Annotated in this window: 19 protein-coding genes and 2 pseudogenes; 9 read left to right on the forward strand and 12 right to left on the reverse strand. The window is 70.6% G+C overall.

What is annotated here, in order from left to right; genetic code table 11:
• Positions 1-22: 22 nt before the first annotated feature.
• From hcaB to FF041_RS17915, 6 genes are all read right to left on the reverse strand, one after another.
• On the reverse strand, positions 23-859 hold the full coding sequence (gene hcaB / locus FF041_RS17890) for a 3-(cis-5,6-dihydroxycyclohexa-1,3-dien-1-yl)propanoate dehydrogenase (protein WP_153523732.1): 837 nt from the start codon (positions 857-859) through the stop codon (positions 23-25).
• Entirely contained in the window at positions 856-1725 is an 870-nt protein-coding gene (locus tag FF041_RS17895; protein WP_153523733.1) for an alpha/beta fold hydrolase, read from the reverse strand. Before FF041_RS17895 ends, hcaB begins: the two co-directional genes overlap by 4 nt.
• A 112-nt stretch (positions 1726-1837) precedes the next feature.
• A complete protein-coding gene (locus tag FF041_RS17900) occupies positions 1838-2413 on the reverse strand; it encodes a 3-phenylpropionate/cinnamic acid dioxygenase subunit beta (protein WP_323392016.1) in 576 nt (191 codons plus the stop codon).
• A gap of 59 nt (positions 2414-2472) precedes the next feature.
• The gene (locus tag FF041_RS17905) at positions 2473-3702 is read right to left on the reverse strand and encodes an NAD(P)/FAD-dependent oxidoreductase (protein ID WP_323392017.1); all 1230 of its coding nucleotides are present in this window, start codon (positions 3700-3702) and stop codon (positions 2473-2475) included.
• Positions 3699-4034 carry a non-heme iron oxygenase ferredoxin subunit gene (locus tag FF041_RS17910; RefSeq protein WP_153523735.1) on the reverse strand — a complete coding sequence of 112 codons (336 nt, stop codon included), beginning with the start codon at positions 4032-4034 and terminating at the stop codon, positions 3699-3701. Before FF041_RS17910 ends, FF041_RS17905 begins: the two co-directional genes overlap by 4 nt.
• Positions 4031-5383: an SRPBCC family protein gene (locus tag FF041_RS17915; protein WP_153523736.1), complete on the reverse strand. Its 1353-nt coding sequence runs from the start codon at positions 5381-5383 to the stop codon at positions 4031-4033. The genes FF041_RS17910 and FF041_RS17915 overlap by 4 nt, the downstream gene beginning before the upstream one ends.
• Positions 5384-5484: 101 nt before the next feature.
• On the opposite strand from FF041_RS17915, the gene FF041_RS17920 reads away from it, so the two are divergent.
• From FF041_RS17920 to dmpG, 5 genes are read left to right on the forward strand one after another with little or no spacing between them, the layout of a single operon-like run.
• Positions 5485-6483, forward strand: coding sequence for a zinc-binding dehydrogenase (locus FF041_RS17920; RefSeq protein WP_153523737.1), 999 nt, complete (start codon positions 5485-5487; stop codon positions 6481-6483).
• Positions 6480-7427, forward strand: a complete 948-nt coding sequence (locus tag FF041_RS17925) for a 3-carboxyethylcatechol 2,3-dioxygenase (RefSeq protein ID WP_153523738.1) — start codon at positions 6480-6482, stop codon at positions 7425-7427. Before FF041_RS17920 ends, FF041_RS17925 begins: the two co-directional genes overlap by 4 nt.
• Positions 7424-8347, forward strand: a complete 924-nt coding sequence (locus tag FF041_RS17930; protein ID WP_153523739.1) for a 2-keto-4-pentenoate hydratase — start codon at positions 7424-7426, stop codon at positions 8345-8347. Before FF041_RS17925 ends, FF041_RS17930 begins: the two co-directional genes overlap by 4 nt.
• A complete protein-coding gene (locus tag FF041_RS17935) occupies positions 8344-9288 on the forward strand; it encodes an acetaldehyde dehydrogenase (acetylating) (RefSeq protein ID WP_153523740.1) in 945 nt (314 codons plus the stop codon). The genes FF041_RS17930 and FF041_RS17935 overlap by 4 nt, the downstream gene beginning before the upstream one ends.
• The gene (dmpG, locus tag FF041_RS17940; RefSeq protein WP_153523741.1) at positions 9285-10307 is read left to right on the forward strand and encodes a 4-hydroxy-2-oxovalerate aldolase; all 1023 of its coding nucleotides are present in this window, start codon (positions 9285-9287) and stop codon (positions 10305-10307) included. Before FF041_RS17935 ends, dmpG begins: the two co-directional genes overlap by 4 nt.
• Before the next feature lie 168 nt (positions 10308-10475).
• Here the strand turns inward: dmpG and FF041_RS17945 are convergent, their stop codons facing one another.
• A complete protein-coding gene (locus FF041_RS17945; protein WP_153523742.1) occupies positions 10476-11267 on the reverse strand; it encodes an IclR family transcriptional regulator in 792 nt (263 codons plus the stop codon).
• A 152-nt stretch (positions 11268-11419) separates the two neighbouring features.
• On the opposite strand from FF041_RS17945, the gene FF041_RS17950 reads away from it, so the two are divergent.
• Together FF041_RS17950 and FF041_RS17955 are read left to right on the forward strand one after the other, a co-directional pair.
• Positions 11420-12007 (forward strand): helix-turn-helix domain-containing protein, encoded by a 588-nt coding sequence (locus tag FF041_RS17950; protein ID WP_323392020.1) that lies wholly within the window; start codon positions 11420-11422, stop codon positions 12005-12007.
• A gap of 341 nt (positions 12008-12348) precedes the next feature.
• Entirely contained in the window at positions 12349-13605 is a 1257-nt protein-coding gene (locus FF041_RS17955) for a cytochrome P450 family protein (RefSeq protein WP_153523744.1), read from the forward strand.
• 36 nt (positions 13606-13641) lie between these two features.
• Here FF041_RS17955 and FF041_RS17960 read toward each other — a convergent pair.
• Positions 13642-13797: pseudogene (locus tag FF041_RS17960) on the reverse strand (agmatine deiminase family protein); the annotation flags it as partial.
• Positions 13798-14047: 250 nt separating this feature from the next.
• Here FF041_RS17960 and FF041_RS17965 point away from each other — a divergent pair.
• Positions 14048-14446 (forward strand): annotated as a pseudogene (locus tag FF041_RS17965) (TetR family transcriptional regulator C-terminal domain-containing protein); the annotation flags it as partial.
• A gap of 170 nt (positions 14447-14616) precedes the next feature.
• Here the strand turns inward: FF041_RS17965 and FF041_RS17970 are convergent.
• The 3 genes from FF041_RS17970 to FF041_RS17980 form a co-directional block, all read right to left on the reverse strand.
• Positions 14617-15177 carry a DinB family protein gene (locus FF041_RS17970; protein WP_153523745.1) on the reverse strand — a complete coding sequence of 187 codons (561 nt, stop codon included), beginning with the start codon at positions 15175-15177 and terminating at the stop codon, positions 14617-14619.
• A 145-nt stretch (positions 15178-15322) separates the two neighbouring features.
• On the reverse strand, positions 15323-16348 hold the full coding sequence (locus FF041_RS17975) for an RES family NAD+ phosphorylase (RefSeq protein ID WP_194292072.1): 1026 nt from the start codon (positions 16346-16348) through the stop codon (positions 15323-15325).
• A 158-nt stretch (positions 16349-16506) separates the two neighbouring features.
• The gene (locus FF041_RS17980) at positions 16507-17988 is read right to left on the reverse strand and encodes an alpha/beta fold hydrolase (protein ID WP_194292073.1); all 1482 of its coding nucleotides are present in this window, start codon (positions 17986-17988) and stop codon (positions 16507-16509) included.
• A 253-nt stretch (positions 17989-18241) separates the two neighbouring features.
• Between FF041_RS17980 and FF041_RS17985 the strand changes: the two genes are divergently transcribed.
• Positions 18242-18883 (forward strand): DUF1326 domain-containing protein, encoded by a 642-nt coding sequence (locus FF041_RS17985; protein ID WP_153523748.1) that lies wholly within the window; start codon positions 18242-18244, stop codon positions 18881-18883.
• Positions 18884-19144: 261 nt separating this feature from the next.
• On the opposite strand, the gene FF041_RS17990 is transcribed toward FF041_RS17985, so the two are convergent.
• The gene (locus FF041_RS17990) at positions 19145-20110 is read right to left on the reverse strand and encodes a DUF4184 family protein (RefSeq protein WP_323392024.1); all 966 of its coding nucleotides are present in this window, start codon (positions 20108-20110) and stop codon (positions 19145-19147) included.
• Positions 20111-20468 lie beyond the last annotated feature (358 nt).

A 20468-nucleotide genomic window follows, 5' to 3' on the forward strand; every position in this document is an offset into this window, starting at 1 on the left:
CGGCTCCTCGTCGAGCGTCAGATCAGAGGTGATCGCCGCCGGCGGCGTGCGCGAACCCGCGTACGCCGATGCCGCCGTCGGCATTGATTGCGTGCCCGGTGACCGGACCGCTCTGGGCGCGGGAGGCGAGCAGCACATACGGTCCGGTGAAGTCGCGCGGGTCGGTGCTGGAGTCGTGCAGGGGGATCGGCGGGGGCGGCGTGTCCGGTCCTCGCCTGGCGAAGGACGCCGCGATCGAGCGATCGGCCAGGGACAGGGACCGAGGCCCGCGCAGATCGGTGTTCATGCCGCCGCAGGCGACTCCGTTGACCCGGACCTTGGGGGCCAGTTCGTAGGCGAGTTCGCGCATCAGGCCCAGGCAGGCGTGCTTGCTGGCGGTGTAGAGGGGGCCGCCGCCATTGACGTAGAAGGACGCGTTGGACAGCGTCATGACGATGCTGCCCCGTGTCTTCACCAGCTCACGCCAGGCCGCTTCCGCCGCGAGCAGATAGCCCTTGACATTGACGGAGAAGACCTCGTCGAAGGCGGTGTCCAGCTCGTCGGCGGTGAGCCGGGTGAGTTGCCGCTGGTAATCCCATACTCCGGCGTTGGCGACGAGGGTGTCGAGCTTCCCGAAGCGGTCGACCGTCTCCTGGACGGCGGTGTGCAGTGTGTCGGAGTCCCGTACGTCACCGGTGACCGTGTGGATCCGCGACCGGTCGGCGGCAGAGTCCACGACCTCCTCCAGCCGGCTCCTGTCCCTGCCGAGGACGGTGACCGAGGCGCCCTCGGCGAGAAACCGTTCGGCGACGGCGCGGCCGATGCCGGATCCGCCACCGGTGATCAGGGCCGCGTAGCCCTCCAGCCAGCCGCCGCTCATGCCTGCTCCCCGAGGAAGCCGGTGACCAGGGCCTCGAACTCGCGTCGCCGTTCCAGCTGCACCCAGTGGCCACAGCGGCTGAACACATGCAGCTGCACATCACGGATCTGCTTGAGCATGAGCTGCGCGCCGTCGAAAGTGATCGTCCGGTCGTCCCGGCCCCAGAGCAGCAGCGTCGGCGCCGTGATCTTGTGCAGATCACGCCAGAGGGGGTCCATGCCGCCGCGCTGGGCGAAGGCCGCGTTGTAGCGGTGGTAGAAGGCGATGTGGCTCTCGTCGAGCGAGGCTTCGTAGCGCGCTCGTACGACGTCCTCGCCGAACTGCCGGTGATCGAAGACCATGGTGCGGATGAACGCCGCCATCTTCTTCTCGCTGGGGCCCCCGCCGTTGTAGTACCGGAACATCTCCTTCTGGCCCTCGGTGGGTGTGGGGCCGAAGGGGAGCCAGCCGCCGCCGGGCGCCATGAGGACGAGTCGTGTGACGCGTTCCGGGCGCTCTTGGGCCATGGCGATCGCGGCGGCGCCGCCGAGGCTGTTGCCCAGCAGGTGGAAGTCGCCGATCCCGAGGGCGTCGAGGGCCTGGTAGAGGGCGTCGACGGTGATCTCGGTGATGGACCGCGTCCCCAGGTCGTCCTCCGTGGGGCGGTAACTTCCCCCGAAGCCGGGCTGGTCGGGCAGGACGACACGGAAGCGCCGGGCCAGAGCCGGCAGGTTCTGGTGGTAGTTGCCGACGCCGGAGGCGCCCGGCCCGCCGCCGTGCAGCATCACCAGAACGGGTCCTTCGCCGGTTTCGGCCACCGTGATCTCACCCAGCGAGGTGGGCACACGGTGCTGCTTGAGGTCGAGGTCGGTCACGGGATTTCCCATCGGAGGATTCGAGTGCTCGGTGAGACGGATGCTCGGTGAGGTGGATGCTCGGTGAGGTGGATGCTTGGCGAGGTGGATGCTCGGTGAGACGGGTGCTCGGTGAGGCGGATGGTCAGAAAAACGTGGAGATGTTCTTGGCCAGCAGGACGTTCTGGTCGAGCAGGATGGCGCGGCGGGCGACCTGAAGCCGGCCGTCGGCGGTGCGGCGCAGGATGTCCGTGCGGGAGCCGGCGAAGATGTTCACTTCCCGCTCCAACCGGTTCTGGTGGACCAGGAACGACGAGCGCACCCATAGATCGTCAGCGGTGAACCCGTCCTGCTCCGCCGGGTCGACGTGCCGCGCCATCACATTGGTGACCAGGTGCCGGGTGCGGGAGGGCGGGTCCTCGGCCCAGGCCATGCCGGAATCGAAACGGCGGATGCGCCAGGCGAGGCTGTCCTTGGTCTCGTCGTAGAAGGCGGCCTCGCCCCGTGCGGCGATGGACAGGGCCTGCTGTCGGCGCAGGCGGTTGGTCCGCGTGGGCATCCAGTAGTCGAGGTCGTCGGCGAGCAGTTCGAGCCAGTCGGCGTAGCGGCCGGAGTCGAGGAGGTCGGCCTCCTCGTAGTAGAACTGCTCGACCTCGAAGTGCGTGTCCCGGTCGGCGCGGGTCCCGGCGCGTGACCGGAGCTGGTCGGTGGCTGTGCTCACGATGTCATTCGATCCCTTCTCGGGGCGAGCTGGTACGGAGTGTGCCGTCTGGTGGAACGTCAGCCGCGCAACAGCGCACGCAGGTTCACGGCCGGGTCGGCCAGCCGGGCGGCGTCCACCGGGGTGCGGCGGTCGATCATGCGGCGCGCGGCCCGTACGGCTGAGGGGTCGTCGACGGAGGCCGCGGCGACGACGTGTCCGTCCCGCAGTCCGAAGACCGAGAAGGACGGGTCGTCGATGCGGCCTCGGACCACGGTCCGCGCGGCGGCGTCCATATGCCCGGTGGCCTCGATGTGCCGGCCGTGCCGGTCCGTCCAGAACCAGGGCGCGGACGGAGCGGGCGGCTGGGCGCCGAGGAGGCCGGCCGCCGCGCGGGCGCCGTCGTGCTGGGCCGCTTCCCAGTGCTCCGTACGCCGCAGGAGGACACCGTCGCGGCGTGTGCGGGCGAGGTCGCCGACGGCGAGTACGGCCGGGTTCGAGGTGACCTGCCGTTCATCGACGACGATGCCGCGGTCCGTCTCAAGTCGTGCGGTCTGCGCGAGTTCGGTGCGTGGCACCATGCCGACGCCGAGGACCACCGCGTCGAAGAGCCGCGGTGCGGCGACCCCGCTGAAGCCGGCCTCGATACCCGCCGGGCGGTCCACGAAGCTCTCGACGGTGGTCTGCACGGCGGTGATCCCATGCCGTACGTGCAACGCGTGCAGCCATGAGGCCAGGTCCGGGCCGAGCGCGGCGGCGAGCGGCGTGGCCACGGGGTCGACCAGGACGACCTCGCAGCCGAGGCGTACGGCGGTGGAAGCGACCTCGGCCCCGATCAGCCCGGCGCCGACGACCAGGACACGGGCACCGGGTACGAGGGACGGACGCAGCCTGTCGGCGTCGTCCGCCGTCCGCAGCACATGTACGCGGTCGCCGTCGCCGTCGCCGCCGTCGATGCCGGGGATCGGCGGGCGGGCGGCACTGCCGCCGGTCGCCAGTACCACCCGGTCGGCGTGCACCAGCCGGCCGTCCATCAGCTCGACGGCTCCGTCCCCGGGCCGCAGCGCGGTGACCACGGCGCGGTTGATCAGCCGTACTCGCTGGTCGTCGTACCACTGCTGCGGCTGGAGCGCGAGCTGCTCGACGCCCTTGGCGCCGGCCAGGAACTCCTTCGACAGAGGCGGCCGGTCATAAGGGAACTCGTCGGCGTCCACCAGGGTGAGGTCGCCGTCGAAGCCGCCCGCCCGCAGGGCCGCGGCCGTGCTGACGCCGGCGATGCCGCCGCCCACGATCACGACCCGGTCGGTCACGGCGCCTCCCCGGGGAAGAGGTAGACCTCGCCGTCGCGCACCTCGACCCGGTGCGGGCAGGCGTTCTTCGTGGCGGGCAGGCCCTGGACCTCGCCGTTCTTCAGACAGAATCTGCTGGAGTGCAGCGGACACTCGACGTATCCGTCCTCGACCCAGCCGTCCGCGAGCGAGGCGTCCTCGTGGGTGCAGGTGTCGTCGAGCGCGTACACGGTGTCGTCGGTGTCGCGCAGCAGGGCGATGTCGTCGTCGGTGCCGGTGATCGTCCTGTCCACGGCGAGCCCTTCGCCCTGGGGAATGTCGTCGAGCGCCGCGACGCGGATGCCCTTGTTCATGAGTGGTTCTCCTCGTGCCAGGCCGGGGTGTTCATCAGTTCGCGCCAGCGCCCGTAGAAGGCCCGGCCTGCGGCGTCGCTGTACAGTTCGCTGGTCCTGCCGGGGTGGCGGCCGTCCTCGCGTTCGGTCCCCAGCCCCATCTGGTAGTTCAGGGCCACGCCGTTGGTGATGAAGCCGTGTGACGGGGACTGCGCCTCGCTCCAGTTCTCGCCGTCGTCCTGCTCGAAGACGCCGCTGGGTCCGAAGGTCCGCAGGTTGTACAGGCGCTGCGCCTCACGCACCTCTTCCGGCATCGACTTGTCGACGAGGGTCCAGGCCCACACCTCCATCCGGTCGGGACCCTTGGGGTGCCACACCCGGATCGAGCCGTTGACCGGCAGATACGAGAAGTTCGGGAAGACGGTCGCGTGCCCGTTCGTGAGCGGACCCTCCACACGGGCGTCGCCGAGCCGCTCCCGCAGGGCGTCGTAGTCCATCCACGCGTGCACGGTCTGCGCGTCGAACCGGTTCTTCGGGTGGACGGGGAAGCCCGCGCCGTTCCCATGGGCGTCCGAGTACTGGCGGCCGGTGCGGTGGACGACTTCGTCCTTGGGCTTCTTACCGGCGGGCGAGAGGATCATGAGCGCCGAGGCGTGGCTCATGTTGACGTGGTACCAGTCGGTGGCGAACTGCTCGGCGGCCAGCTTCCAGTTGCCCTCCAGGACCCATTTGTGGACCCCTCCCACGACGACGGTGCCTTGGTCGTCGTGGTCGAGCATGGCGTCCATGTACCAGGCCATGTCGCCGAGGGACTCGCGCAGGGGGATCGGCTCCGGGTTCCAGGTGCCGAAGATCAGCCCGCGGTAGCTCTCCACATGCGGCACTTCCACCAGGCCCCACTGACCCGACTCGAAGGACTCGGGGTAGCCGTCCTTGTTGGGCACGCTCGCGACCGAGCCGTCCAGGTTGTACGACCAGCCGTGGTAGGTGCAGGTGAAGTTGCGGGTGGTGCCGGAGTCGGCCCGGCAGACGCGGGCGCCCCGGTGACGGCAGGAGTTCAGATAGGCGCGGATGCGGCGGTCCCGGTCGAGGGTGACGATGACCGGGTCCTCGCCCATGTACGTGGTGAAGAAGTCTCCCGGCTTGTGGAACTGGTCGGTGTGCGCGAGGAACAGCCAGCTCGGCGCGTAGACACGGCGCAGCTCCTGCCGGTACAGCTCCTGGTCGGTGAAGACGACGCGATCCAGCAGCCCGCCCTCGGTGTCGACGAGCCCGGAGACGTCGATGTTCCGCGCCAGGTCCGCCGGGCGCCGCAGGGTCCCGCGCGGGGTCGCGGTGGCCGCGCCCTGGGGTTCGATCGTCGAGGTCATGCGCCCAGGCAACAGCAGTGGCACACAGGCGTGCCATCCGTCGTTCCGTACGACGGCACACGCGCTGTCGGCCCGCCCGGTCAGCGGGAGAGCGTGGGCGCATGCTTGCTGCAATCGCCGTCTCCCAGAGCGCGACCGACCCGCTCGCCGGGCTCGTCCTGGGCGACGTTCCCCGGCCCGAGCCCAGGCCCGGTTGGTCGACCGTCCGCGTCGTCTCGTCCTCGCTCAACATGCACGATCTCTGGACGCTGCGCGGCGTCGGCCACCCGCCCGAGCGGCTGCCCATGATCCTCGGCTGTGACGCCGCCGGATACGACGAGGACGGCAACGAGGTCCTCGTGTATCCCGTCATCGCCGACCCGGACGCCGGTCAGGGCGACGAGACCCTCGATCCGGGCCGTGCCCTGCTGTCGGAACAGCACAACGGCGCCTTCGCCGAGTTCCTCTCCGTGCCCACCCGCAATCTGATCCCCAAGCCGGCCTGCCTCACCTTCGACGAGGCCGCCTGTCTGCCTGTCGCCTGGGGCACCGCCTACCGCATGCTCTTCACCCAGGCACAGATCACCGCGGGGGACCGCGTGCTGGTCCAGGGCGCGGGCGGCGGGGTGGCCTCGGCGGCGATCAAGCTGGCCGTGGCCGCGGGCGCCGTCGTCTACACCACCAGCCGGAGCGCGGACAAGCGAGCCCAGGCCCTGTCCTGGGGCGCGCGGGCCGCGGTGCCGACCGGTGAACGGCTGCCCGAGCGGGTCGACGCCGTCATCGAGACCGTCGGCGAGGCGACCTGGTCCCACTCCCTGAAGTCGCTGCGGCCGGGCGGAACGGTCGTCGTCGCCGGAGCGACCAGCGGCATGAACCCGCCCGCCGATCTCGGCCGGATCTTCTACCTCCAGCAGCGCGTCCTCGGCTCGACCGGCTGCACCCGCGGCGAACTGGTAGCGCTCCTGAGGCTGTTGGACGCCACCGGAGTGCGCCCGGCGATCGACCGCACGCTGCCGCTGGACGAGATCCACCAGGGCTTTCAGCTCATGATCGACGGGCGGCTGGCCGGGAAGCTCGTCATCCATCCGTCCGGCCCCCAGCAGTCAGGAACGTCACGATGACCGCCGCCGCCGTCGGCCTGTCCCACTCGCCTCTCATCGGCAGGAACGATCCCGCACCCGAGGTTCTCGCGGCCGTGGAGGACGCCGTCGACACCGCACGGACCTTCGTCCGCGCGTTCGACCCGGATCTGGTCGTCCTCTACGCCCCGGACCACTACAACGGCTTCTTCTACCGGGAGATGCCCCCCTTCTGTCTGGGCACGGATGCGAACGCGGTGGGTGACTTCGGCTCGTCCGCCGGGCCTCTCCCGGTGGACGCCGACGACGCCCGCGCCCTCGCCCGCGGTGTCCTCGACCGAGGCGTCGACCTGACCGTCTCGGCCCGTATGACGGTCGACCACGGCTTCGTTCAGCCGCTGGAGGTCCTCTTCGGCGGCATCGACGAGATCCCCGTCGTTCCGGTCTTCGTCAACGGGGTCGCGACACCACTCGGTCCGGTCGGCCGCGTCCGCGCGCTCGGCGCCGCGCTGGGCGAAGCAGCCGCCGCACTCGACCGGCGCGTGCTCTTCCTCGGCTCCGGCGGGCTGTCGCACGACCCGCCGGTGCCGGTGCTGGAGGGCGCTCCACCGCGCGTGGCCGACGCGCTCATCGACGGGCACCCGCCCACTCCCGAGCAGCGGGCCCGGAGTGAACAGCGGGTCCTTGAGGCCGGGCGGGATTACGCGGCCGGTTCGACGACGATGACCCCGATCAACCCGGCTTGGGACAACCTCGTCCTCGACACGTTCAAGAGCGGCCGTCTCACCGATGTCGACCGCTGGACCGTCGACTGGATGGGGGCCGAGGGCGGCGGTTCGGCGCATGAGGTACGCACCTGGATCGCGGCCTTCGCCTCGCTGGCCGCGACCGGCCCCTACCGGATGACGTCCTGTTTCTACGCGCCGATACCCGAGTGGATCGCCGGGTTCGCCGTGGCGACCGCGGAACAGGAGCCGACCTCATGACCGGCCGCGAGCAGATCGTCCCCGCGGCTGCCGATCGTGAGCAGGTCGTCTCCGCAGCTGCCGATCGTGAGCAGGTCGTCTCCGCAGCCGCCGACCGTGAGCGGATCATCTCGGCAGCCGCTGACCGTGAGCGGATCGTCTCCGCAGCCGCCGGCCGGCTTCTGAGCGCCGCCGCCGAGCGCCGGCCGTGCAGTCCGGTCCGTGACCTCCTGGGCCGTACGGACGTCGCCGCGGCCTATGAGGTGCAGCGGCGGCTGACCGCCCGCCGGCTCACCGCTGGCGCCGTCGTCACCGGCCGCAAGATCGGCCTCACCTCCCCGGCCGTGCAGCGACAGCTCGGCGTGGATCAGCCGGACTTCGGCGTCCTCTTCGCCGACATGGATGTGTCCGGCGCCGCCGAGGTGCCCGTCAACCGGCTGCTCCAGCCGAAGGCGGAGGCGGAGATCGCCTTCGTGCTCGCCGCCGACCTCGACGGTGAGGGCCTCGACCTCGCCGCGGTCCGTGCGGCGGTGGCCTACGCCTCACCCGCGCTGGAGATCGTCGACAGCCGCATCGCCGACTGGGACATCACCATCACCGACACCGTCGCCGACAACGCCTCCAGCGGCCTCTACGTCCTCGGCGAGGCCCGCCTCCCGCTCACGGCGTTCGAACCGCGCGAGGCGACGATGCGTATGCACGCGGCCGGAACCCTGGTCTCCGAGGGCCATGGCGCCGCCTGCCTCGGGGACCCGCTGAACGCTCTGCTGTGGCTGGCCCGCACCTCACGCGCGTACGGCGACCCGCTCCGTGCCGGTCAGGTCGTTCTCTCGGGCGCTCTCGGCCCCATGGTCAGCGTCTCCGCCGGAGTCACCGTGTCCGCCGAGATCTCCGGCCTCGGCACGGTGCGCGCCGCTTTCACCGACAAGGACCCGTCATGAAGAAGACGAAAGCAGCCGTGATCGGATCCGGCAACATCGGAACAGACCTGATGATCAAGATCCTCAGGCTGTCGGAGACGCTGGAGATGGCCGCCCTGGTCGGCATCGACCCGGCGTCCGACGGCCTCGCCCGCGCGCGCCGTCTCAAGGTGCCCACGACCCACGAGGGCGTGGCGGGCCTGATCGCCATGGACGGCTTCGAGGACATCGACATCGTCTTCGACGCGACCTCGGCCAAGGCGCACCTCGCCAACGCCGACCGGCTGGTGCCCTTCGGCAAGACCCTCATCGATCTCACCCCCGCCGCGATCGGCCCGTTCGTCGTGCCCGCGGTCAACCTCGGCGCCCACCTGGACGCCGCGAACATCAACATGGTCACCTGCGGCGGCCAGGCCACCATCCCCGTCGTCCACGCGATCGCCCGCATGACCCCCGTCCCCTACGCGGAGATCGTCGCCTCCATCGCCTCCAAGTCGGCCGGTCCCGGCACGCGGGCGAACATCGACGAGTTCACCGAGACCACGTCGGCCGCGATCGAGAGGGTGGGCGGCGCCTCCCGCGGCAAGGCGATCATCGTCCTCAACCCCGCCGAGCCGCCGCTCATCATGCGCGACACCGTCTTCTGTCTCATCGGCGACGCCGACCACGACGCGATCCGCTCCTCGGTCCACGACATGGTGGCGGAGGTCAGGAAGTACGTCCCCGGCTACCGGCTCAAGCAGGAGGTGCAGTTCACCCCCGTACCCGCGGACGAGCCCGTGCACACCCTGCTGCCCGCCGACGCGCCGAAGGCGACCACCAAGGTCTCGGTGTTCCTGGAGGTGGAGGGCGCCGCCCACTACCTGCCCGCTTACGCCGGCAACCTCGACATCATGACCTCGGCCGCCCTCCGCACCGCCGAGCGCATCGCCCAGCACTCACGACAGGGGGCCTCCGCATGACCGCCGACCTCTACATCCAGGACGTCACCCTGCGGGACGGCATGCACGCCGTGCGGCACCGCATCACGCCCGCCGACGTGTCCCGTGTCGTGGCCGCACTGGACGCGGCCGGCGTCGACGCGATCGAGGTGGCTCACGGCGACGGTCTCGCGGGCGGCTCGGTGAACTACGGTCCCGGCAGCCACACGGACTGGGAGTGGATCGAGGCCGCGGCCTCCGTCCTCGAACGGGCCACCCTCACCACGCTGCTGCTGCCCGGCATCGGCACGATCGCCGAGCTCAAGCACGCCTACTCCCTCGGCGTGCGGTCCGTACGCATCGCCACCCACTGCACCGAGGCCGATGTGGCCGCCCAGCACATCGCCACGGCCCGCGAACTCGGCATGGACGTCTCCGGCTTCCTCATGCTCAGCCATATGGCTCCGGCGGGGGAGCTCGCCCGGCAGGCCGCACTGATGGAGTCGTACGGCGCTCACTGCGTGTACGTCACCGACTCGGGCGGGCGCCTCACCATGGACGGTGTCCGCGAGCGCGTCCGGGCCTACCGTGACCTGCTGGATCCGGAGACCCGGATCGGCATCCACGCGCACCAGAACCTGTCGCTGGCGGTCGCGAACTCCGTCGTCGCCGTCGAGGAGGGCGTCACCCGGGTCGACGCCTCTCTGGCCGGACACGGCGCGGGGGCGGGCAACTGCCCGATCGAACCCTTCATCGCGGTCGCCGCGCTCAACGGCTGGAAGCACGGCTGCGATCTCTTCGCCTTGCAGGACGCCGCCGACGATCTGGTGCGACCGCTGCAGGACCGTCCCGTCCAGGTCGACCGGGAGACCCTCACCCTCGGCTACGCCGGTGTCTACTCCAGCTTCCTGCGCCACGCGGAAGCCGCCTCGGTCCAGTACGGTCTCGACGTACGCAGCATCCTGCTGGAAGTCGGCCGCCGCGGACTGGTCGGCGGGCAGGAGGACATGATCGTCGACATCACCCTGGACCTGCTCGGGTCATCACCGGCAGCCTCCTGAGGGGAAGCCCGGACGCGACCTGTCCCCCCGGCAGGTCGCCGCCCCTGCCTCGTCCGTCCGCACCAGGGGCGCCCGGGGGAGAGGGAACCTCCGCCGTTCACCTCCGCGTGGACGGACACTCACCTGGAACATGTGTTCTGTCCGCTACAGGGCCTTGGATCAGGCTGATCACGCGAGGTACGCCCGCTGTACCTGACGTGACCAGGCCCGCGACGCCTCGGCGGCGACAAGGCGTGCCCGCGCTCCGAGCCGCTCCGTGTCGATCCGGCCCTGTCGGCCCGCGACCGACAGCGCCGCCACCGCCCGCCCGCCCCTGCCGAGCACCGGCGCCGCGACACAGGCGAGGCCGGGCTGGTACTCCGCGTGGTCGAAGGCGACGCCCGTACGCCGGATCCGGTTCAGCTCGGCCGCGAGATCCCCGGGGTCGGCGATCGTGTGGGCGGTGTACCGCTCCAGCGGCCGGGAGAGCGCTTGTTCCGCGGCATCGGAGTCGTACGCCAGGAGGACCTTGCCGACCGCCGTGGCATGGGCCGGCAGACGACCGCCGATCCGGGACGGCACGGGTGCGGGGCGGTGACCGTACAGCTTGGCGAGGTAGATCACGTGGGAGCCGTCCAGCACGGCCAGATGCACGGTCTCCCGGCTCGCTTCGTACAGGTCGGCCAGAAAGGGCAGAAGCCTGTCGCGCACCCCCTCGGATTCGGGGGCGTAGACGGACCTGCCGAGGTGATGCAGGCGCTCGCCCAGCCGGTAGTCCGTGCCGACGCGCTCCACGACGCCGTTGCGCTCCAGCAACCCCAGTACCCGGAACGCGGTCGACTTGCTCAGCCGCGCCCGCCGGGCGAGCTCGCTGACCCCCATTCCGCCGCCGGCCCGGTCTCCCAGGGCGACGAGCAGGCTGATGGCCTTGTCGACCGCGGCGCGATCATCACGAGCAGGGCTGGCAAGGGTGGCCGTCATGGTGTTCACCTCAGCTGCGAGAGGCGAACGGCGTCACTTTTAATACACCGTTCGGAGGGATCTACGTGACAAGAGTGCGCGCAGGCCGCCCGTTCGTCAACAATGACGGAATGCATATTAAAAGTGACACCGGCCCGCATGAGAACGACCTCGTGGCACGTAACGTGCGACGCTTCCGCCTGGAGCGGGCGATGTCCCTCGGCGAACTCTCCCGCCGGTCCGGACTGTCGAAACAGACGCTGTCCAAGATCGAACAAGGTGCGGGCAACCCCACCATCGAGACTCTCGCCCTGCTGGGCGCGGCACTCGACATGCCGGCCCGCCGCCTGCTGACCGAGTGGGGCACCCCGGTCTACGTCCAGCGGCACGACGAAGGCGAGTGGTCCGAGGCCGCCAACTGGTCGGAGCGACTGCTGGACGAGACCTACGGCTCCGGATACGTACGCACCCTGGTGCTGCGCCTGGAGCGCGGCGGCAAGGACAGCGAGGCCATCGCCCCGCACCCGGCAGGCACCCTCCACCACATCTACCTGATCTCCGGGAGACTGCGCACCGGCCCGGTCAGCGAACCGGTCGAGCTGGCAGCCGGCGACTTCGCGCACTTTCCCGGCGACGTACCGCACGTCCATGTGTGCCTCAGCGACCGAGCCGTGGCACACATGGTCACCACGCTTCCCCAGGTGCGCCGGTTCGCCCCGACCGCCGCCAAAGGAAGGGCGGGGGCGGGGCCGAGCCGGTGAATGGAACGGGCGTCACCGGGCCGCCCCTGCCGTTGCCGTCCGTTCGGAGCGGTCGCCGGGCGGATGTGCCGCGCCGTCCCCCCGACACTCAACCGGACCGTCCGGCGCCGGGAGACGGGGTCCTGTGGACAGCCGTCCGAGCGTTCCCGTACTGGACGTGACGATGCGGCGGACATGAGACTGGCCCCGTGGATTCCCTCCGGAATCCCCTGAGTTCCACTGGCCCGAGGATTCCCCCGTACATCGTCCGCACGGCATCGGCGGCGCACCCGTCCGATGTTCCTCCCCGGTCGCACGGTCGGCCCCGTCGTCCGTCCGCGCCTTGCTCCCAAGGAGCCCTTATGGACCGAGAATCCGTGTTCGTGCTCGACCCCCGCGGCAGCGATCGCCACGGCGAGGACGCCGCGCTCCGCGCGCGCGGCCCCCTGACCCGAGTCGACGTCCTCGGCGTGGAGGCATGGTCGATCACCGACCCGGCGCTGCTGCGACGGCTGCTCCTGGACCCCCGGGTATCCAAGGACGCCCGGCAGCACTGGCCCGCCTTCCCCGACCGGATCGCCGGAGTCTGGCCGCTCGCACTCTGGGTGACGGTGGAGAACATGTTCACCGCCTACGGCGAGGAGCACCGGCGGCTGCGCCGTATCATCGGCCCGGCGTTCGCCGCCCGCCGGATCAACGCGCTGGCGCCGGTCGTCGAGGAGCTCGTCGCGGAGCTGCTCGACCGCCTCGCCGCCACCCCGCCCGGTGAGCCGGCCGACCTGCGGGAGCACTTCGCCTACCCGCTGCCCATCGGGGTCATCAGCCATCTCGTCGGCCTCTCCCCGTCCGTCCGGCCCCGGTTCCGCCGCACCGTCGACGTGGTCTTCTCCACCAGCCACCGCCCCGAGGAGACCGCCGCCGCGGTGACGGACCTGTACGCGCTCCTCTCCGACCTCATCGCCGCCAAACGCGCCGAGCCCGGACCCGACCTCGCCTCGGCCCTCATCGCCGCCAGGGACACGGAAGGCGACGGATCGTCCCTGACCGAGGCCGAACTCAAGGACACACTGCTGCTGGTGATCAACGCCGGCTTCGAGACCACCGTCAACCTTCTCGACCAGGCCGTCACTGCACTCCTCACCAACCCGGAGCAGCTCGCCCACGTCCGCGCCGGACACGCGGACTGGAAGGACGTCGTCGAGGAGTCACTCCGTCACGAAGCCCCCCTCGCACACCTCCCCATGCGCTTCGCCGTGGAGGACATCCCCCTCCCCGAACACGGCACGACCATCCGGAGCGGCGACGCCATCCTGGCCTCCTACGCCGCCGCCAACCGGCACCCGGATCTGCACGGCCCCACCGCCGACGACTTCGACACCCGGCGAAGCGACAAGACCCACCTCTCCTTCGGCCACGGAACGCACCTCTGCCTCGGTGCCGCCCTCGGCCGCCTCGAAGCCGAACTCGCCCTGCGCGCCCTCTTCGAGCGCTTCCCCCGACTCACCCTCGCCGTGCCCCCGGACCAGCTGCGCCCCAAGGAGAGCTTCATCTCCAACGGTCACCACGAACTGCCCGTCGTCATCCACCCGCACGACACCGCTCCGGACAACGCCGGCTGAAAGGAACGAGGAGCCCCCTCCGGGCAGACCGCCCTGTCAGGCGGCGGGTTCGCCGGGCTGGTCGCGGGTGGCGCAGTGGATGCCGCCGCCGCCCGAGGCGATCGTGTCGATCCCGACCGGCACGATGTCCCGGTCGGGGAAGTGCTCCTGCAGGATGCCGCGGGCGCGGGCGTCGGCCTTGCGGTCGCCGAACCCCATGTCTCGGAGGGACCGCGGGCCGCGGTGCCGAAGGCGACGGCGCCGAGCCCGGCGAGCGCGCGGAGGGCGGTCCGGCGAGTGGAGGGACGGTTCGACATGGGAACTCCGATCGTGGGGCTGAGCGGAACAGCGCGTCCGGCCCGGACAGACGGGACTTTGAAGACACGACCTGGGACAAGGGTCCGCGCTCGACCCCGCGAACGGCCGGTGCAGGGGATGAAGCGGTGCGGTCACATGCCGCCACTCTGACACCTACACCACCGACCGTGATCCGGACGAGCCGCCGCCCACTCCGCGAGAGGAGCTGGAGCAGTCCCTCCTGCTTGAGCTCCAGGACACGGTGGAGGTACGGGAGAACAGCTCGGCCTGGGGTGAACTGCGGGCGAGCGCCGTCTTCGACGAGGTGCTGCGCGAGGATCTCGCCAAGGCCACCCTGGTGTGGGTGCAGGAGGTCGCCGCGCTGCTGGGTCAGGTCCGGCCGACGGCGCCGGCCTCGTCGCTCGCCGCCGCCGCCGAACGGCTCACCGCCCTGCTGGAGGGACTCAGCATGCGCTGGCTCAGCGGTGGCATCGGGATTCGTCACGCGCAGGAACTGATGCGCGGCGCCATCGATGCCGAACTCGCCGGGCTCCGGCAGGACTGACCAGCGCATACGCCTGGCTGTTGGCGTGTCCTTGCGCCGCACCCGGTGCCCGTGCGCCGGGCGTGCGCGGTCCGGTCAGCCTGGGGAGTGCGCTCCCTCGTCCTCAACGAGCGGAGTGCGCTCCCCTCGTCCTCAACGAGCGCTGGAAACGGTCTCCGCTGAGGAGAACCTCACTGGCCCACCCTTCCATCGACGCACTCGCGCAGCAGGTCGGCGTGCCCGCAGTGACGGGCGTACTCGTCGATCCTGTGCACCAGCAGCTCCCGAACCGCGATTCCGTCCTTCGCCAGACGCTCGCTCGGATCCGGGTGCTCGGCCAGCGCGGCGTCGGTCGCGGCCTGCTCGCGCTCCAGAGCGGCGTACGCGGCGTCGACCTCGGCCTGCTCGGCGACAGCGCCGTCGAAGTCCGCGTCACGCTCGCCGTACAGCTTCGGCAGCGGCTCGCCCTCGCTGATCCAGTTGCGCCAGTCCCGCTCCACCTCGGCGAGGTGCCGGACCAGGCCGAGCAGCGACATCGTCGACGGCGGAACCGACCGGCGGGCCAGCTGCTCCGCGTCCAGGCCCTCGCACTTCATCCGCAGGGTCATGCGGTAGCTCGTCAGAAAGTCCTGCAGCGTCGCCAGTTCGCCGTCCGGACCGATTCCCACGCTGTCGCGGGGGTCGTCGTCCGGGTCGGCCCACATGTCGGGGTAGACGGTCGCCTTGCTCCATCGTGGAGGTGTGTCGCTCATGCGCGCCATGTTCGTCCGTGAGGGCCCGGGCTCGCCAGTGAGTTTCTCAACGGTGATCACTTCCGGACTCCGTTGACGGTGAGGGCAGCACGGGCGATGCCGCCGATCCGGCCCTCGTCCCGTACCACCCGCGGAACATCGCTGTTCAGGCCGGCCGAGCCGTGTTCGCGCCTACGGAGTCCGGTGTTCCGCGCGCCATGCCGGGAGCGCGTCCGACGACGGTCTCGGTGTTCGGCTGGAGGCGGAGCATCGCTTCGGGGTCGGTGGTGTGCGCGTCGACGCAGCCTTCGGGGCCGGTGAACAGCACGTAGTTGATTCCGCCGTTCTGAGCGGAGCGGAAGACGATCCCTTGCACGCGCAGAGGCGAGAGCCAGCGGAAGTACTCGGTCAGAACCTGCGTGGGTACGTAGGCGATGCGTTCCCGCCCGTCCAGGACCACCGGCTGGCTGAGGTTCTCGGAGAAGGCTCTGACGAACCCGACAGGGCGGATCAGGGACCTGCGGCGGGGGTCGAAGACGCTCGGCGCGTCGGGAACGGTCGAGAGGTCGACTACCGGTACGGGTCGGGTGATCTGGAAGGCGGCCGCCGCTACATAAGGGCGGGGGTCGTGGGCTGAGATCTCCGCGACGACGGTGTCCACGTCCTCGGATCCGTAGAACATCGGAACGCCTGCGGGACTCATCCGGTTCGCGGTGGCCCTCGACGTGGGGGTCGATCCGATGGACGCGGCAGTGTAGCCGGGCCTCGCGGTGTCCGCGCGCATCCGGCCGCGCCACACCTGATGGCCCCGCGGGAGGGTCCGGACCAGTCCGAGCCGTTGGATGACGGCCGACACCGCGTCCAGCATGCGGACCACGGACACGTCGCCCGCCTCGTCGGCGCCGGACAGCAGAGTGAAGCGCCGTTGATGTCCGACGCGCTCACGGAAGGCGGACCACGGTTCGATGGGAACCGCGTCTGCCCGGCTCGGCTGGGGAATCTCCCGCAGCCGCCACGAAGCAGGCCGCGTCTCGCAGCCCAGCAGCGCACGGGCGACCAGCGGGTCCACAGCTGTGCGGCAGACGTCTTCGACGGCGAGGGCCGTGGGAATTCCGCGGTCGTGCTCGGTCGTCTCCTCGTACTTCTCCCGTACGCCCGCCATCACGCTCCGCACGAGGAGCTTCAGGTCCACCGCACCGGGGTGAGGGCCGGCCGTCCGGGTGCAGAAGGAGCACGGAGCCGTGGTCGTCAGGGCACTGAGGCGGCGGCGGAGATGGGCGTCGGATATATGGTCCATGCAGACCGGTCGCGACGGGGGGACCCGTTCCGGCGGAGTCACCTGGCGTCTCCCTACGTGGTCTCGTCGTACGCGCGCTTCTTCGCTTGGAGGCGGCTGTGGAGGAGATCGAAGATCGTTCTGCGGCGGGTGGTGAAGTGAATGCTCCAGTTGGGGTCGTCGGCGAGTTCGCTCGTCATCGATTCCCAGATCCGCTCGAAGCTCTCCGACACGCTCATCTTCCCGCGTCCCGCCCCGAAGAGAGGGAAGCAGATGGAAGACAGGGGGAGCCCCAGCTCGTCCCTCTCCCGCCGGGCGAGGTCGAAGGTGTTGTGCACGGCCCGGGGGATCGCCTGCGGAGCGATCCGGTAGCTGTTGGTGCCCGACTCGGGGCTGGCGATGGCCGCGTGGTAGATCCGCTGGACGTTCCGCCTCAGCAGCGCGCCGGCCGGTGTCGGGGCGACGGTCCCCTCCGGGACCGGCAGGCCGTAACTACCGTGGCTGCGCAGCCAGGCAGCGAGGTGGTCGCCCGTCACATCCTCGATGATCTGGCCGCTTCCGCTCTTCTCCGCCGCCGCCCAGCGGAGGCTGCCGGAGGTCGAGGGTTTGAAGAACTGGGACATCTGAAGGTAGGTGTTCTCCGATGAGACGACGATGTCGATGTTTCTGAGCTGCTCCACGGGCCCTCCGTGGAGGAAGAACTGCGTTGAGCGCGTGCCGGGCCCGGCCACGGGGAGGGTGATGGGGCCGAGCATCTCCAGCTCCGTGAAGACGTCGGCGGTGGAGGAGGAACCTGGCTGGCGGTGGTGGGGGATGTCGGCTTCGGGCTGGGGCTCCGCGGGGAACGGTTCGGCCAGAGCCTGTGTCAGTTCTTTCCGTACTGCCTGGACGAGTCTGCTGCCCGGGCCGTTCGGCCGGATGACGGAGAAGTGGTCACCGGGCAGTACACCCGTCTCGGGGAAGAACCCGGCGGCCGAAGAAGGGACCACCACGTTGTCGCTCTCGCCCGCGTAGGCCACGATGGGGATCGGGCATCGGTCGCGCGCGAGATCCGGGGCCCGGACGATCCCGTCGATGACCCGGCGCTGTGTTTCGAGGACCGCGGTCTGCAGCGGCTTGAGCTCCCGCTCCTGACTGTTCCGGGTCACCGGCATCAGCCCCCTGCGAGCCAGGAGGAAGAGATCGGACCCGTTGTTGGGGCACGCGAACATCACCAGCCGGCGGATGCCGGCGAGGTCCCGGCCTCTGCCCGCGAGCAGCATCCGGGAGAGAAACCTCTGGGCGACGAGACCACCCTGGCTGTGGGTCACCAGAGCCACCCGCTCGTGCCCTGCCGTGAAGTCCCCGATGAATCCGCGCAGGCTCTCCGCCACCGTGTCGAGATCGGGCATCCGACGCAAGGGGTTCCATGTCACCGGACGCGTCGCGTACTCGAAGAACAGGAAGTCGAACTCGTCGGCCACCGCGGGAATCGCGCGTAACTCCTGCTGCAAGGGTGTCCAGGTGGTGGGCGAGGAGAACAGCCCATGCACGAAGACGATGGCGGCCTGAGGCACATCTCCCCCTGAAAGCAGTTGCCGCGGTGCGGTTCTGTGTGCGGGCATCATACGGAGATCTCCCCGGCCGGCGGAGGCAGTTCACCCTGGTGACTGACGGGAACGGCTGCCCCGGCCGCCTTCCTCTGCCTCGGGACTGTCGCTCCCGCGGGCCGTCAAGATACCCCCCATGGGTATTTGACACGGTCGCGGACGGCGGGCTAACCTCACGTCAGATGCATACCCCACCGGGGTATCAGAGAAGGGGATGGCGATGAGTGAGACGAAGTGGCGGCTCAGGGGCGAGTGGTTCGACGTATGCAGCTGCTCGATGCCCTGCCCTTGCACCTTCGCGCAGGCTCCGACGGACGGCGCCTGCCTGTTCACGCTCGTATGGCAGATCCATGAAGGGCACTTCGGGGATGTGAGCCTGGACGGCCTGGGCGTCGTGGCGCTCGGCGAGTTCGCCGGGAACATGTGGGTGAACGACCCGGACGCCACGATGACGGCGATGTTCTACATCGACGCGAAGGGGACGCCGGCACAGCGGGACGCCCTGGAGGAGATCTTCCGCGGCAACGCCGGGGGGTGGCCGGGCACGTTCGGTTCGCTGATCAGCGAAGTGCGCGGAGTGCAGTACGCCCCGATCCGCTTCGATGCCGCGCCGGATCTCGCGTACTGGCGCGCGACCGTGTCCGACAAGGTGAGCGTGGGCGCCACGGCGCTGACCGGTCCCACGTCGGACCCCACGCGCCGGGTGCAGTTGATCAACGCCCCTGGAGCGGAGGTGGGGCCCGGCCAGGTCGCGACATGGGGTGTGGTGAGCGCGGACCACGCTGAAGGCTTCGACTTCTCCCGTGAGTACCGTGGCGGGTCCAGCAAGCACTTCCCGTTCGACTGGCGACCGGACGCGTAACGGCCCGCACGGCCTGCCGCGCCCTCGGCTCGCTCTCTCCGTTGCGGGGTTCTCCCATGGCCGGTGGCTCCGGGGCCTGGGCGTCGAAGGGGCCCGGGTGATGTGTCGGAGGCGTGAGGGCAGGGGGCGAACGGGCGGCCCTGCGACGGGTTCGGGAGGGCGCCGCGGGGGTCGGGTCGGTCCGCGGCCCGTTCCGCCGCCGCCACGACGGCCTTTCCAACGCGCCGCACTCCCTCATATCGACGGCAACCGCCTACAGCGCTACCGGACGGTGTCGAGCTGATCCCGGTCGCGGTCTCTCCGGCGCCGGCCGTCGTGGCCGCTCGGTACGAGACGGAGGTGCCAGCCGGCCGAGTACAGCAGCAGGGCGCCGGTGAGCCAGGCGCCCGCGCCCTTGGCCGCGTGGGACAGCATGTTCTCGGCGACCGTGGGCCACGGGACCTGTTCCGTCCTGCTGGGGTAGGTCGTTTCGACCACCCCGTCGCCGTGTTCGCGGACGATGGGGCGGCTGGTGTCGTACACGGTCTCCTCCCGGTATGCGTCGATGCCCTGTGTCTGGGCTGCGGCGCCCAGCAGAGCGGCCAGTGCGAGGGCCGCCGTCACGCCCCACCGGACGGCCGGCGCCGGACGGGCGGCGGCTCCCGGCCGTCCGGCGCCCGGACGGCGGCGGCGGCGACGGACGAGGTGGACGGCCAGGGCCGCCAGGCCGATCACCGTGCTCATGTGCTGGAGCACCCGGGCCACCGTCAGTCCGCCCAGCGCCGGCTCGCTGAGGAACGCCGCCCGGGTGACGACGTATCCGTCGACGTGCGTAAAGGAGTCCCACACCAGGTGGGTGGCGATGCCGATCAGCGCCGACAGGACGAGCCAGCCGCCATGGCGGGCACGGTGTGCGGCGCCGCGCGACGGCGCGGGCGCCGGGGGCTCGGGCGCCCGGGGTGCGAGACGGGCCGGGAGCAGCGCGGTGACCGGTCCGCGCAACAGGTGATACCCGGCGAGCAGGGCGAGCGTGAACGGCAGCGCGACGGTCAGGACTCCGGTCGCCGAGTGGGACGTGGTGGCGTTGAGATAGGGCTCGTACCACACGCCGGCGGAGAGCTTGATGCCCAGAGTCTGGAGGAAGTAGGGGGCATCGGGCGCCATCGCGCCCGCCACCAGGGCCGCCGGGACGAACGGGCGGCGCAGCAGCGGGAGAACGGCGGCCGGGTGGGACAGCGTGAACGGCACTGCGGGGCGCCCTTTCGCTCGGACGGGTCCGGTGCGGCGGCGCGGTCAGGGGCCGCCGGGCACGGCGGGCCGGTGGCCGGCGTGGCCGACGGTGGCCCGGATGCACCGGGAGGATATTACGCTGAAGAGACTATTCCGTTGAAGTGACTATGTCGAGAATCCTGGGCCGCCCCTGCGCGCGCACCGAGGACAGCGCCCGTTCATGACGGGGGTTCAGCCGTTTCGCACGGAGGCCCGGAGGGGGAGCGTCCGGGGGAGGATCCCTCGGCTCAGCGAGCGCGGCGGCGCGCGCGTACCGCCATGGCGAGTACGGTCACGACCGGCAGCACGAGGACCAGGACGGCGATGGGCTCGGAGT

Origin of the sequence: Streptomyces jumonjinensis, from assembly GCF_009600885.1 — a bacterium.
GTDB lineage: Bacteria > Actinomycetota > Actinomycetes > Streptomycetales > Streptomycetaceae > Streptomyces > Streptomyces jumonjinensis.

Excerpts from the sequence above, each read along its gene's own strand:
- dmpG (WP_153523741.1), top strand. The coding sequence starts at position 9,285 with ATGACCGCCGACCTCTACATCCAGGACGTCACCCTGCGGGACGGCATG.
- FF041_RS17985 (WP_153523748.1), top strand. The coding sequence starts at position 18,242 with ATGAGTGAGACGAAGTGGCGGCTCAGGGGCGAGTGGTTCGACGTATGC.
- hcaB (WP_153523732.1), bottom strand. The coding sequence starts at position 859 with ATGAGCGGCGGCTGGCTGGAGGGCTACGCGGCCCTGATCACCGGTGGC.
- FF041_RS17930 (WP_153523739.1), top strand. The coding sequence starts at position 7,424 with ATGACCGGCCGCGAGCAGATCGTCCCCGCGGCTGCCGATCGTGAGCAG.
- FF041_RS17910 (WP_153523735.1), bottom strand. The coding sequence starts at position 4,034 with ATGAACAAGGGCATCCGCGTCGCGGCGCTCGACGACATTCCCCAGGGC.
- FF041_RS17935 (WP_153523740.1), top strand. The coding sequence starts at position 8,344 with ATGAAGAAGACGAAAGCAGCCGTGATCGGATCCGGCAACATCGGAACA.
- FF041_RS17895 (WP_153523733.1), bottom strand. The coding sequence starts at position 1,725 with ATGGGAAATCCCGTGACCGACCTCGACCTCAAGCAGCACCGTGTGCCC.
- FF041_RS17945 (WP_153523742.1), bottom strand. The coding sequence starts at position 11,267 with ATGACGGCCACCCTTGCCAGCCCTGCTCGTGATGATCGCGCCGCGGTC.
- FF041_RS17920 (WP_153523737.1), top strand. The coding sequence starts at position 5,485 with ATGCTTGCTGCAATCGCCGTCTCCCAGAGCGCGACCGACCCGCTCGCC.
- FF041_RS17970 (WP_153523745.1), bottom strand. The coding sequence starts at position 15,177 with ATGAGCGACACACCTCCACGATGGAGCAAGGCGACCGTCTACCCCGAC.
- FF041_RS17955 (WP_153523744.1), top strand. The coding sequence starts at position 12,349 with ATGGACCGAGAATCCGTGTTCGTGCTCGACCCCCGCGGCAGCGATCGC.
- FF041_RS17915 (WP_153523736.1), bottom strand. The coding sequence starts at position 5,383 with ATGACCTCGACGATCGAACCCCAGGGCGCGGCCACCGCGACCCCGCGC.
- FF041_RS17925 (WP_153523738.1), top strand. The coding sequence starts at position 6,480 with ATGACCGCCGCCGCCGTCGGCCTGTCCCACTCGCCTCTCATCGGCAGG.